This window comes from Achromobacter sp. RW408 (assembly GCF_003184165.1).
GTDB lineage: Bacteria > Pseudomonadota > Gammaproteobacteria > Burkholderiales > Burkholderiaceae_B > Achromobacter > Achromobacter xylosoxidans.
In genome coordinates, this window is sequence record NZ_QHHO01000046.1 from 439169 (window position 1) to 451832 (window position 12664).

At 57.4% G+C, this 12664-nt stretch carries 7 protein-coding genes, 2 tRNA genes and 3 rRNA genes; 10 read left to right on the plus strand and 2 right to left on the minus strand.

Translation table 11 applies throughout. The annotated features are described in order from the left end of the window. Window positions 1–11: 11 nt before the first annotated feature. The 7 genes from DK459_RS12145 to DK459_RS12175 all read left to right on the plus strand — a co-directional run bounded on the left by DK459_RS12145 (window position 12) and on the right by DK459_RS12175 (window position 7842). Complete coding sequence (locus DK459_RS12145) at window positions 12–488, plus strand: Lrp/AsnC family transcriptional regulator (RefSeq protein ID WP_199234283.1); 477 nt, start codon at window positions 12–14, stop codon at window positions 486–488. A 1314-nt stretch (window positions 489–1802) separates the two neighbouring features. Beyond that, window positions 1803–3333: ribosomal RNA gene (locus tag DK459_RS12150) — 16S ribosomal RNA — on the plus strand. Between the two features lie 130 nt (window positions 3334–3463). Further along, window positions 3464–3540, plus strand: a tRNA-Ile gene (locus DK459_RS12155). 30 nt (window positions 3541–3570) lie between these two features. Beyond that, window positions 3571–3646 (plus strand) — tRNA-Ala (locus DK459_RS12160). 296 nt (window positions 3647–3942) lie between these two features. Then, window positions 3943–6823, plus strand: a 23S ribosomal RNA gene (locus tag DK459_RS12165). Window positions 6824–7022: 199 nt separating this feature from the next. Further along, window positions 7023–7135 (plus strand): 5S ribosomal RNA (gene rrf / locus DK459_RS12170). The 16S, 23S and 5S rRNA genes sit together here with 2 tRNA genes alongside, the layout of an rRNA operon. Before the next feature lie 341 nt (window positions 7136–7476). Beyond that, window positions 7477–7842 (plus strand): membrane protein, encoded by a 366-nt coding sequence (locus tag DK459_RS12175; protein ID WP_006388767.1) that lies wholly within the window; start codon window positions 7477–7479, stop codon window positions 7840–7842. 124 nt (window positions 7843–7966) lie between these two features. Here the strand turns inward: DK459_RS12175 and DK459_RS12180 are convergent, their stop codons facing one another. Beyond that, on the minus strand, window positions 7967–8524 hold the full coding sequence (locus DK459_RS12180; RefSeq protein ID WP_232254242.1) for a LysE family translocator: 558 nt from the start codon (window positions 8522–8524) through the stop codon (window positions 7967–7969). Between the two features lie 179 nt (window positions 8525–8703). Here DK459_RS12180 and gcvA point away from each other — a divergent pair, with 179 nt between their 5' ends. Further along, entirely contained in the window at window positions 8704–9609 is a 906-nt protein-coding gene (gcvA, locus tag DK459_RS12185; protein ID WP_006388769.1) for a transcriptional regulator GcvA, read from the plus strand. Window positions 9610–9922: 313 nt separating this feature from the next. Here gcvA and DK459_RS12190 read toward each other — a convergent pair whose 3' ends face one another. Continuing rightward, complete coding sequence (locus DK459_RS12190) at window positions 9923–10201, minus strand: SWIB/MDM2 domain-containing protein (RefSeq protein WP_006217453.1); 279 nt, start codon at window positions 10199–10201, stop codon at window positions 9923–9925. Window positions 10202–10348: 147 nt separating this feature from the next. Here DK459_RS12190 and DK459_RS12195 point away from each other — a divergent pair, with 147 nt between their 5' ends. Together DK459_RS12195 and pyrC are read left to right on the plus strand one after the other, a co-directional pair. Continuing rightward, window positions 10349–11542 (plus strand): M20 aminoacylase family protein, encoded by a 1194-nt coding sequence (locus DK459_RS12195; RefSeq protein WP_006388770.1) that lies wholly within the window; start codon window positions 10349–10351, stop codon window positions 11540–11542. A gap of 11 nt (window positions 11543–11553) precedes the next feature. Continuing rightward, window positions 11554–12618 carry a dihydroorotase gene (gene pyrC, locus DK459_RS12200; protein WP_054499958.1) on the plus strand — a complete coding sequence of 355 codons (1065 nt, stop codon included), beginning with the start codon at window positions 11554–11556 and terminating at the stop codon, window positions 12616–12618. Window positions 12619–12664: the final 46 nt, after the last annotated feature.

Below are 12664 nucleotides of genomic sequence, written 5' to 3' on the forward strand. Positions count from 1 at the left end.
TGGGGCTGAAAATGTCTGACATGGAGCTGGATAGGACAGATATAAGGATCCTGGCCGAATTGCAACGGGACGCCCGCCTCAGCAACCAGGAGCTGGCGGACCGCGTATCGCTGTCGCCCAGTCCCTGCCTGCGCCGGGTGCGGCGGCTGGAAGAGAAGGGTTTCATCAAGAAGTACGTGGCGCTGATCGACGCCGACAAGGTCGGGCTGGGCCTGCTGGCCTACGTCAACATTCGCCTGAACAAGCACAGCGGTTCCAGCCACGCGCCCATGAGCGACTTCGCCCGCGACGTCCAGCTCTGGCCCGAGGTGGTCGAGTGCTATGCCATGTCCGGCGACATGGACTACCTGCTGCGTATCCAGGTCGCGGACCTGGCGCATTTCTCCAAGTTCGCCATGGACACCCTCATGCGCCATCCTGCCGTGGTCGACATGCGGTCATTCTTCGCGCTCCAGCAGATCAAGGAAACGACGGAGCTGCGGCTGTAGCGAGCGGGATGAGCCCCTGCCTGGTCTTCCATATAGGTGTCTATATAGAGATCGGAGAGCGCCGCGGTCGGCTGGAGGCTTCCCGTCCGTGATGCTCTGTATATATAGGGTGTCATCAGGAAGAGGGGGGGGGGGCTCGGTGGATTTCCACTGAAACATAAGTGGGGCCGAAAACGGGAACGCCTATCTACTATCTATATAGGGACGTATGTCCATCTCGTCGCGCTGTGGGAGCCTTCAGCCAAGGGGCAATCCAGAGGGAGCAGCCATATGGATAGGTACTCTATATAGAGCGAATGGCGCAGAACGGATGACTTTCCCGTGGCAAATGCGGGGTGCGTCCCCGAAAAACATCATCTTTCTGCAAAATGGTTGTCATGCCGGCGTGACAGGCCGAAATTCTGTGCTATAGTCTCGCTCCTTCGCAGTTCAAGCAGTTTTGTTGAGCGGCGGGGCCAGGCAAGTGCAACGGATCCGAAGGGCTACGGCAAGCGGGTCTGCCGCAGGGCAGCAAGGCGGTGAGTCAGCGATGATTCTCTCGAACCGGCGGTCAGCGAATTTTGCATAGGATGGTGCGAATCAGGCAGAAGCCAGTTGCACGATCTGCAAAAATTGTGCTATAGTCTTGGGCTTGGCTGGTGACGGCGAATCAGGGTTTACCCGATAGGGTGGTCTGGTCAGCGTTGCAAGCCGGCTGGAGCGGTAACCAACCTCCGAAGCGATTCGGGGCTGCTGCGAAGTGAAGCGATTCACGAAACGGCGGGTTGCAAGATAGGATGCAAGTTAGGCAAAAGCCGGTTGCATAATCTGCAAAAGTTGTGTTATAGTTTCAGGCTTGGCAGTTACCGAAAAATTAGGGTTAACCCTGATATTTCGATAGCTGCTAAAGAGAGAAAGCCGGGCGCGAGCCTGGTGAGACCTGAAGAGGTCGTAGGCAAGGCAGCGAAGTGAAGCAAGCGACGCTGACTTGACAAACGATAAAAACTTCTTCATAATCTCGTTTCTCTGCTGCTGACACAGCGATCGACGCGAAAGCGAAATCGCCGAAGAAAGCAGAAGATGCAGTAAGTAGTTTGGTAGTACAGAATTTGGCAGTACCGCTCTTTAACAATTAAACAACCGATAAGTGTGGGCGCTTGATGCGGGTGCGCAGTGACTGGGTTTTAAACCCTTTCACAAGCACAATGAAATCAAGTGCTCACTAGAAGTGAAGTACCTTAGATGTCAAGTCTAAGCACATACCTCACTTCCTTTGAGTAGCGACGTATGACTCGGTTCTTCGGAACTAAGAAATACGAAACAAATACAGAGATTAAACTGAAGAGTTTGATCCTGGCTCAGATTGAACGCTAGCGGGATGCCTTACACATGCAAGTCGAACGGCAGCACGGACTTCGGTCTGGTGGCGAGTGGCGAACGGGTGAGTAATGTATCGGAACGTGCCCAGTAGCGGGGGATAACTACGCGAAAGCGTAGCTAATACCGCATACGCCCTACGGGGGAAAGCAGGGGATCGCAAGACCTTGCACTATTGGAGCGGCCGATATCGGATTAGCTAGTTGGTGGGGTAACGGCTCACCAAGGCGACGATCCGTAGCTGGTTTGAGAGGACGACCAGCCACACTGGGACTGAGACACGGCCCAGACTCCTACGGGAGGCAGCAGTGGGGAATTTTGGACAATGGGGGAAACCCTGATCCAGCCATCCCGCGTGTGCGATGAAGGCCTTCGGGTTGTAAAGCACTTTTGGCAGGAAAGAAACGTCGCGGGTTAATACCCCGCGAAACTGACGGTACCTGCAGAATAAGCACCGGCTAACTACGTGCCAGCAGCCGCGGTAATACGTAGGGTGCAAGCGTTAATCGGAATTACTGGGCGTAAAGCGTGCGCAGGCGGTTCGGAAAGAAAGATGTGAAATCCCAGAGCTTAACTTTGGAACTGCATTTTTAACTACCGGGCTAGAGTGTGTCAGAGGGAGGTGGAATTCCGCGTGTAGCAGTGAAATGCGTAGATATGCGGAGGAACACCGATGGCGAAGGCAGCCTCCTGGGATAACACTGACGCTCATGCACGAAAGCGTGGGGAGCAAACAGGATTAGATACCCTGGTAGTCCACGCCCTAAACGATGTCAACTAGCTGTTGGGGCCTTCGGGCCTTGGTAGCGCAGCTAACGCGTGAAGTTGACCGCCTGGGGAGTACGGTCGCAAGATTAAAACTCAAAGGAATTGACGGGGACCCGCACAAGCGGTGGATGATGTGGATTAATTCGATGCAACGCGAAAAACCTTACCTACCCTTGACATGTCTGGAATGCCGAAGAGATTTGGCAGTGCTCGCAAGAGAACCGGAACACAGGTGCTGCATGGCTGTCGTCAGCTCGTGTCGTGAGATGTTGGGTTAAGTCCCGCAACGAGCGCAACCCTTGTCATTAGTTGCTACGAAAGGGCACTCTAATGAGACTGCCGGTGACAAACCGGAGGAAGGTGGGGATGACGTCAAGTCCTCATGGCCCTTATGGGTAGGGCTTCACACGTCATACAATGGTCGGGACAGAGGGTCGCCAACCCGCGAGGGGGAGCCAATCCCAGAAACCCGATCGTAGTCCGGATCGCAGTCTGCAACTCGACTGCGTGAAGTCGGAATCGCTAGTAATCGCGGATCAGCATGTCGCGGTGAATACGTTCCCGGGTCTTGTACACACCGCCCGTCACACCATGGGAGTGGGTTTTACCAGAAGTAGTTAGCCTAACCGCAAGGGGGGCGATTACCACGGTAGGATTCATGACTGGGGTGAAGTCGTAACAAGGTAGCCGTATCGGAAGGTGCGGCTGGATCACCTCCTTTCAGAGCTTAGTGCTCGTGTTAAGCGTCCACTCTTATCGGTTGTTTGATATAGCTGGGATCGGTTGTGGGCTTGGGTAGAGGGACTCCTCCCTGTGTCCATGACTTCTGACTACTGATCCGGGAAGGTTTTGGGTCTGTAGCTCAGTCGGTTAGAGCACCGTCTTGATAAGGCGGGGGTCGTTGGTTCGAATCCAACCAGACCCACCAAGTATTCGCAGGTAGAGATGCCGTGAATATGGGGGTGTAGCTCAGCTGGGAGAGCGCCTGCTTTGCAAGCAGGATGTCATCGGTTCGATCCCGTTCACCTCCACCAAGACCTGTGCCTGGTGGGATGTAGAGGCTAACTCATAGTGTCGTGCGGATAGTATCTGCCCGGTCTTATGAGTTGGGTTTTACTCAACAGCTATATTCGTTCTTTAACAATCTGGAAGAAGCACAACGAAATGTGCTCATCAAGTAATCAGCTTGCTGATGAAGATGGGTACGGGTTGTGATTGCATTAATTTTGTTCCAAGTTCTCAAGACTGGGGTGAATAACCTCAGACTGCTTTGAAACTTATGAACGGCACAAACGCTAATACTCAGGTCCTATAGCCTACAGCGTTATAGGATCAAGCGACTAAGTGCATATGGTGGATGCCTTGGCGATCACAGGCGATGAAGGACGTAGTAGCCTGCGAAAAGCTGCGGGGAGCTGGCAAACAAGCTTTGATCCGCAGATATCCGAATGGGGAAACCCACTCCGTAAGGAGTATCCCTGACTGAATACATAGGTCAGTGGAAGCGAACCGGGTGAACTGAAACATCTCAGTAGCTCGAGGAAAAGAAATCAACCGAGATTCCGAAAGTAGTGGCGAGCGAAATCGGAAGAGCCTTCACGTTTTAGCATGCAAGATAGTCGAACGGAATGGAAAGTCCGGCCGTAGCAGGTGATAGCCCTGTAGACGAAATTTTGTGTGTGGAACTAAGCGTGAGAAAAGTAGGGCGGGACACGTGAAATCCTGTTTGAAGATGGGGGGACCATCCTCCAAGGCTAAATACTCGTGATCGACCGATAGTGAACCAGTACCGTGAGGGAAAGGCGAAAAGAACCCCGGAAGGGGAGTGAAATAGATCCTGAAACCGTATGCATACAAACAGTAGGAGCCTCCTTGTGGGGTGACTGCGTACCTTTTGTATAATGGGTCAGCGACTTACATTCAGTGGCAAGGTTAACCGAATAGGGAAGCCGTAGCGAAAGCGAGTCCGAATAGGGCGATTCAGTCGCTGGGTGTAGACCCGAAACCAGATGATCTATCCATGGCCAGGTTGAAGGCACGGTAACACGTGCTGGAGGACCGAACCCACTAATGTTGAAAAATTAGGGGATGAGCTGTGGATAGGGGTGAAAGGCTAAACAAATCTGGAAATAGCTGGTTCTCTCCGAAAACTATTTAGGTAGTGCCTCAAGTATTACTGCGGGGGGTAGAGCACTGTTATAGCTAGGGGGTCATGGCGACTTACCAAACTATGGCAAACTCCGAATACCCGCAAGTACAGCTTGGGAGACAGAGCACCGGGTGCTAACGTCCGGACTCAAGAGGGAAACAACCCAGACCGCCAGCTAAGGTCCCAAATTATCGCTAAGTGGGAAACGAAGTGGGAAGGCATAGACAGTCAGGAGGTTGGCTTAGAAGCAGCCATCCTTTAAAGAAAGCGTAATAGCTCACTGATCGAGTCGTCCTGCGCGGAAGATGTAACGGGGCTAAGCGATAAACCGAAGCTGCGGGTGTGCACTTTGTGCACGCGGTAGGAGAGCGTTCTGTAAGCCTGCGAAGGTGGCTTGTAAAGGCTGCTGGAGGTATCAGAAGTGCGAATGCTGACATGAGTAGCGATAAAGGGGGTGAAAAGCCCCCTCGCCGTAAGTCCAAGGTTTCCTGCGCAACGTTCATCGGCGCAGGGTGAGTCGGCCCCTAAGGCGAGGCAGAGATGCGTAGCTGATGGGAAGCTGGTTAATATTCCAGCACCGTCGTACAGTGCGATGGGGGGACGGATCGCGGAAGATCATCAGGGTGTTGGATGTCCCTGTTGACGTATCGAAGATGGCGCTTAGGCAAATCCGGGCGCGTAAATCAAGGGTACGGCACGAGCGAGCATTGCTTGCGAAGTGATTGGAAGTGGTTCCAAGAAAAGCCTCTAAGCTTCAGCTGTACGAGACCGTACCGCAAACCGACACAGGTGGACGGGATGAATATTCCAAGGCGCTTGAGAGAACTCAGGAGAAGGAACTCGGCAAATTGATACCGTAACTTCGGGAGAAGGTATACCCCGGTAGTGTGAAGCGCCTGCGCGCTTAGCATGATGGGGTCGCAGAGAATCGGTGGCTGCGACTGTTTATTAAAAACACAGCACTCTGCAAAGACGAAAGTCGACGTATAGGGTGTGACGCCTGCCCGGTGCCGGAAGGTTAAGTGATGGGGTGCAAGCTCTTGATCGAAGCCCCGGTAAACGGCGGCCGTAACTATAACGGTCCTAAGGTAGCGAAATTCCTTGTCGGGTAAGTTCCGACCTGCACGAATGGCGTAACGATGGCCACACTGTCTCCTCCTGAGACTCAGCGAAGTTGAAGTGTTTGTGATGATGCAATCTACCCGCGGCTAGACGGAAAGACCCCATGAACCTTTACTGTAGCTTTGCATTGGACTGTGAACCGGCCTGTGTAGGATAGGTGGGAGGCTTTGAAGCGTGGTCGCTAGATCACGTGGAGCCATCCTTGAAATACCACCCTGGTTTGTTTGCGGTTCTAACCTTGGTCCGTTATCCGGATCGGGGACAGTGCATGGTGGGCAGTTTGACTGGGGCGGTCTCCTCCCAAAGTGTAACGGAGGAGTTCGAAGGTACGCTAGGTACGGTCGGAAATCGTGCTGATAGTGCAATGGCATAAGCGTGCTTGACTGTGAGACTGACAAGTCGAACAGGTGCGAAAGCAGGACATAGTGATCCGGTGGTTCTGAATGGAAGGGCCATCGCTCAACGGATAAAAGGTACTCTGGGGATAACAGGCTGATACCGCCCAAGAGTTCATATCGACGGCGGTGTTTGGCACCTCGATGTCGGCTCATCTCATCCTGGGGCTGTAGCCGGTCCCAAGGGTATGGCTGTTCGCCATTTAAAGAGGTACGTGAGCTGGGTTTAAAACGTCGTGAGACAGTTTGGTCCCTATCTGCCGTGGGCGTTGGATACTTGACGGAGCCTGCTCCTAGTACGAGAGGACCGGAGTGGACGTACCTCTGGTGTACCGGTTGTCATGCCAATGGCATTGCCGGGTAGCTAAGTACGGAAGAGATAACCGCTGAAGGCATCTAAGCGGGAAACTCGTCTGAAGATTAGGTATCCCGGGGACTTGATCCCCCTGAAGAGTCGTTCGAGACCAGGACGTTGATAGGTCGGGTGTGGAAGCGCAGTAATGCGTTAAGCTAACCGATACTAATTGCTCGTGAGGCTTGATCCTATAACACTGATGGTTATGACCTGGTGGTATAGCGTTCCAAGTGTCGTTCAATACAAAATCTGGCTGCCCCGTCAGCAGCCAGCCAACACCAATTACACCCACTGTGCGGGATCATCGAGACACTCTCTGATCCCCACACGTTGCGCTTCTTCCAAGATTGGAGCGGTTGTCCCCAAAGACAATCTCTCAACCCGTTACGCCTGACGACCATAGCAAGGTGGTACCACTCCTTCCCATCCCGAACAGGACAGTGAAACGCCTTTGCGCCGATGATAGTGGACGGACGTCTGTGAAAGTAGGTCATCGTCAGGCTTTTATTGCTCAAAACCCCACAGGCTCGCGCCTGTGGGGTTTTGTTTTTGTGGCGTGTGAAACAAGAACCCCCGTGCGGCTGGCGCCGCATGGGGGTTCTTGTTTGTTGGGTCGATGACTTGCGGAGCCGGTTTCACCTCGGCGATGCTCCCTTCAAGGCGGCCCGACAGCTCGCGCAATCGACGTTCCGGTGATCTTCCCGGCGCTGAAAATGGACAGCCAAAATCTCCTCGAGCAAGCCTGCAAGCCGCGCCAGCATTGAATGTGCCTAAATAACAACGCTCGTGGGCCGGCTGGCTTTGTGCGGTAAGATTGACCGAGTCAATTGTTGGAGCGTAATCGTGAGTGATACCCAGACCCCCGCGCCCGGTACGGCATTAGACCTGCGCACGCTGACCCATGTGGCCTATGGCTTGTTTGCCCTGGGCTTTCTGACCAGTGGTTTCCTGGGCATTGCCACGCTGGCGGCCGTCGTGCTGATGTATCTGAAGCGCTCGGATGCCGCCGGCACCGTCTACGCCGCCCATTTCGACTGGCTGCTGCGCACTTTCTGGTGGGCGCTGTTGTGGCTCGCCATCAGCGGCCTGGCCCTGGTCATCTATATTGGATGGATCGGCGTGGTCGCGACGGTGGTCTGGGGCCTGTATCGCCTGATCAAGGGTTGGCTGGCCCTGCTGGAAGGTACCGCGCCGACCAGCTACGCCTGATCCCGGGCGATTTCCGTTAGAAAGGCCGACGTCACCGTCGGCCTTTTCATTTACAGCGAGCCCGGGGAATCATGTTTGCGCAAGCCAGGGCATGTCGCCCGCCGTCCCGGCAGGAACGCCTGGCTCAGTTCAAGACGACATACAGCGCCACCAGCAGCATGGAGGTGCCAAACACCGCAGCCTGAATCCGTAATGCGCGGGGCGATTCAAAGCGTCCAAGTATCACCTTGCCGCCGTAGATCCACGGGAAATGGCAGAACAGGCCCAGTACGACGAAAGCGGCGCTGAGCTGGCCGACCTGCGATGACAGGTTGGCGTCGGGCGCCAGGAACTGCGCGAACATGACCGCGATCATCGAATGGATCTTCGGGTTGAAGATCACGCAGATGAAGCCGTCGATGAAGCCGAGCCGCTTGCCGCCGGCTGCCTGGCTGGACGGTTTGGCGGAGGCGCGGAAGAACCCCCACGCCAGGTAGAGAAGGTAGACGATGCCGGCCCATTTCAGGGCCGCGTGTATCTCCGGATGCTCATGCAGGGCGCCACCCAGGCCCAGGCCGTAAATCAGGCACAACGCCAGGTTGGCTGCCTCGAAACCAGCCCAGAATGGCACCGAGCCGCCGACGCCGTGGCGGCCTCCCGCAGTGGCCAGCAAGGTATTGCCGGGTCCCGGGCTGATGATCATGGGTACCGCGTAACCCAGGAATGCCGCCCATGTTTCCCAACCCGCCATTGCCGCTCCTTTTTCGTGTATGAGCCGGCACGCGGGGATTCGATTGCCGGCGGAGCCGTTATTAGAAGAGGCTTATCCGGCGTGGCCAAACGATCTATTCTCATGCCTTCGATAACTCCAGCTAATCGACCATGCGACGCCTGCCTCCGTTGGGTGCGTTACGCGCTTTTGAAGCCGCTGCGCGGCACCTGAGTTTCACGCGCGCGGCAATGGAACTCTGCGTGACCCAGGCCGCCATCAGCCACCAGGTCCGACAGCTCGAACAATGGCTGGGCAGGCCGCTGTTCGAAAGGCGTGGCCATGTATTGGCACTGACCCGCAAGGGCGAGACCTACCTGGATGAGCTATCGCTCGCGTTTGATCGGATGGCGGCGGCGACCGAGCGGGTGCGGGAGCGCCGTGACGGGCCTTTGCGGATCACGGTGTTGCCATCTTTTGCGTCGCGCTGGTTGCTGCCGCGGTTGCCGGCGTTTCGCGAACGTCACCCCGAGATTGAATTCCGTGTTTCCAGTGCGACGCGATTGTGGGAGGGCAACGATGAATTCGATCTGGGGATACGGTCCGGCCTGGGGCGCTGGCCAGGTTTGAAAGCCGATTTGGTCGCACGGGAATATCTCAGTCCGGTATGTCATCCGGACCTGGCGCAAGGACCGCCTGCTTTGACCGAACCGGCCGATCTTGCGAAGGTCATGCTGCTGCATGACGAACCGCGTGCAGCCTGGCGTCTATGGTGCGAACTGGCTGGCGTGTCGCTCGATCTGGAGCAGGGAGTGCAATTCAGCGATGCCGCGCTGGTGTTGCAGGCCGCCGCCGATGGCGCAGGCGTGGCGCTGGGACGCCTGCTGCTGGCTGCCGACGATCTGCGCGCGGGCCGCCTGGTCCAGTTGTTCGACACGGTGCTGGCCAATGACTACAGCTACTGGCTGGTCTATCCGCGCGCGGCCTTGCAACGGCCGCAAGCCATGGCATTCCGGAACTGGTTGCTGCAAGAGGCGCAGCAAGCGCGTTTGCCGCCACATCCAGGGAAAGTTGCATGAGCCAGGCGTGGCGCGGCTTTGCGGCAATTCGTGCGATTGCTTGCGGAGCGTGGCGAAGTCATTGCGGGTGTGCAATGGCGCACTGATGACACGGCTCGCGCGCTGCAATTACGCATGATGATGCGTGGTGGGCGGAAAAGTTGGGGAGTTTGGCCATGTACCCATTGCGTGTATGGCACTGGCGCGGCAAAGCGGGGATGCTTGCCTGGCTGTGGCGTGGAGGTGCCACAGGAAGTCGGTTCCGCCCGGCGTTCAAGCCAGGGCGTCGCGACAGTATCGAGGCAGGGACGTACGGGGTACGCCCTTTGCCTGCTTACTTCAGATGTGCGTTGACCAGCTTGGTCAGTTCGAACATCGTGACCTGATCCTTGCCGAAGATCGGGCGCAGCTTGGCATCGGCGTTGATGTTGCGCTTGTTGCTCGCATCTTGCAGGTTGTGCTTCTTGATGTATTCCCAGATCTTCTTGGTGACCTCGGTGCGCGGCACGGCTTCCGAACCGATCACAGCAGCCAGTTCGGCGCTGGGAGTCAGGGGCTTCATGAATGCAGCGTTCGGCTTGCGCGCGGTCGCGGGTTTGGAGGTTGTGGCCATAATGCGGCGCTCCTTCTCTGGCTGTTGGAAAAATTGTCCTGCGGCCGGAGCATAACGTGTCTCTCCCGTAAAGACAAAGGCATTTATCCTCTGTAGCAACTAAAATATCCCAACCGTCCCCCTTCCCACGTCATTCTGTAACCTCCTATGTACGCACGTTCTCCTTTGGAATCAATTCGCCTGTTTCATGACGAATTGACGGCGCTGAGGCGCGACTTGCATGCCCATCCTGAATTGGGCTTCGAAGAAGTCCGGACCTCCGGGATCGTCGCGGGAGCGCTGGAAGCGCTGGGAATCGAGGTGCACCGGGGCATTGGCAAGACCGGCGTGGTAGGCGTGATCCGCGGCAGACGCTGTGATAGCGGGCGCATGATCGGCCTGCGTGCCGACATGGATGCCTTGCCGATGACCGAAGACAACGAGTTCGGCCACAAGTCGACCAAGCCGGGTCTGATGCATGGCTGTGGTCATGACGGCCACACGGCGGTCCTGATCGGCGCGGCCAAGTACCTGGCGCAGACCCGCAATTTCGATGGGACAGCCGTGCTCATCTTCCAGCCGGCCGAGGAAGGGCGAGGCGGGGCGAAAGCCATGATGGAGGACGGGTTATTCGATACCTTCCCCTGTGACGCGATCTATGCGTTGCACAATTGGCCGGGCCTGCGGCCCGGCACCATCGGCATCAATCCAGGCCCCATGATGGCGGCGGCCGACCGGTTCGAGATCCTGATCACCGGTCGCGGCGGACACGGCGCGCATCCTTATCAGACCATTGACCCGGTCACCATCGCCGGCCAGGTCATCACGGCATTGCAGACGATCGTGTCGCGCAACGTCAATCCGCTGGATTCCGCGGTGGTGTCCATCGGATCGCTGCAGGCCGGGCACCCGGGCGCGATGAGCGTGATCCCGCGCGAGGCCCGCCTGGTGGGCACGGTACGCACTTTCCGCAAGTCGGTGCAGGAGATGGTCGAGACACGCATGCGCGAGTTGGTCACGGCCATCGCCGGCGCGTTCGGCGGCACCGCCGAACTCACCTACGAACGCATCTATCCCGCCACGCTGAATACGCCGCAGCATGCCAATCTGGTCGCGGATATCGCGACCGAGATGATCGGCAAGGAAAACGTGGTGCGCGATCTGGTGCCTTCGATGGGATCGGAGGATTTTTCCTTCATGCTGCAAAGCAAGCCTGGCGCCTACTTCCGGCTGGGCCAGGGCGGAGCCGAGTCCGGCTGCGTACTGCACAACTCGCATTTCGATTTCAACGATGCCGTCATTCCCCTGGGGAGCGCGATGTTCTGCGCGCTGGCCGAACGGGGCATGCCGCTGGCAGATTAAGAAGCTTCCATATGTCTACGCAAAACACGACCCAACTGACGATTACCCGCCCCGACGACTGGCACCTGCACCTGCGCGACGGCGCGGCGCTGGAAGCGGTGGTGGCGGATACGGCGCGGCAATTCGCGCGCGCCATCATCATGCCCAACCTGAAGCCGCCGGTGACCACCACCGAGCAGGCGCTGGCCTACCGCGGCCGCATCCTGACGGCGCTGGCCAAGGCCGGTGGCAAGGTCGACGCCTTCACGCCGCTGATGACGCTGTACCTGACGGACAATACCTCGGCCGAAGAAATCTTTCGTGCGCACGAATCGGGCCAGGTCTATGCGGTCAAGCTGTATCCGGCCGGCGCCACCACCAACTCCGACGCCGGCGTGACCGACCTGCTGGGCAAGTGCGCCAAGGCCCTGGAAGCGCTGGAAAAATGCGGCATGCCGCTGCTGGTCCATGGCGAAGTGACCGACCCGTCGATCGATGTGTTCGACCGCGAAGCGATCTTCGTCGAGCGCGTGATGAAGCCGCTGCGCCGTGCGTTCCCGGCCCTGAAGGTGGTGTTCGAACACATCACCACCAAGGAAGGCGCCGAGTACGTGCGCGATGCCGAAGGCCCGATCGCGGCCACGATCACGCCGCAGCACATGCTGTACAACCGCAACGCGATTTTCCAGGGCGGCGTGCGGCCTCATTGGTATTGCCTGCCGATCCTCAAGCGCGAAACCCATCGGCTGGCGCTGGTGGAAGCGGCGACCAGCGGCAGTCCGCGCTTCTTCCTGGGCACGGACAGCGCGCCGCATGCGCGCGGCCTGAAGGAGCATGCATGCGGCTGTGCGGGCTGCTATACCGCGCTGCACGCGATGGAACTTTACGCCACCGCGTTCGACGCCGTCGGCAAGCTCGACAAGCTGGAGGGTTTCGCCAGCTTCCATGGTCCGGATTTCTACGGCCTGCCGCGCAATACCGGAACCCTGACGCTGGTGCGCGAAAGCTTCCAGATTCCCGAAGAGCTGCCGTTCGGCAATACCGCGCTGGTGCCCTTGGCGGCGGGCGAGACGCTGACCTGGCGCGCGGCCATCTGATCGCGCCGGCCGCCGCCCTCTATATATAAGAGGGCGGCCGAGTCAT

What these genes read in the sequence shown, in the direction of transcription:
- DK459_RS12145 (WP_199234283.1), top strand. Translation starts at nt 12, where the DNA reads ATGTCTGACATGGAGCTGGATAGGACAGATATAAGGATCCTGGCCGAA.
- DK459_RS12180 (WP_232254242.1), bottom strand. Translation starts at nt 8,524, where the DNA reads ATGATCATCAGCCCGGGACCCGGCAATACCTTGCTGGCCACTGCGGGA.
- gcvA (WP_006388769.1), top strand. Translation starts at nt 8,704, where the DNA reads ATGCGACGCCTGCCTCCGTTGGGTGCGTTACGCGCTTTTGAAGCCGCT.
- DK459_RS12190 (WP_006217453.1), bottom strand. Translation starts at nt 10,201, where the DNA reads ATGGCCACAACCTCCAAACCCGCGACCGCGCGCAAGCCGAACGCTGCA.
- DK459_RS12195 (WP_006388770.1), top strand. Translation starts at nt 10,349, where the DNA reads ATGTACGCACGTTCTCCTTTGGAATCAATTCGCCTGTTTCATGACGAA.
- pyrC (WP_054499958.1), top strand. Translation starts at nt 11,554, where the DNA reads ATGTCTACGCAAAACACGACCCAACTGACGATTACCCGCCCCGACGAC.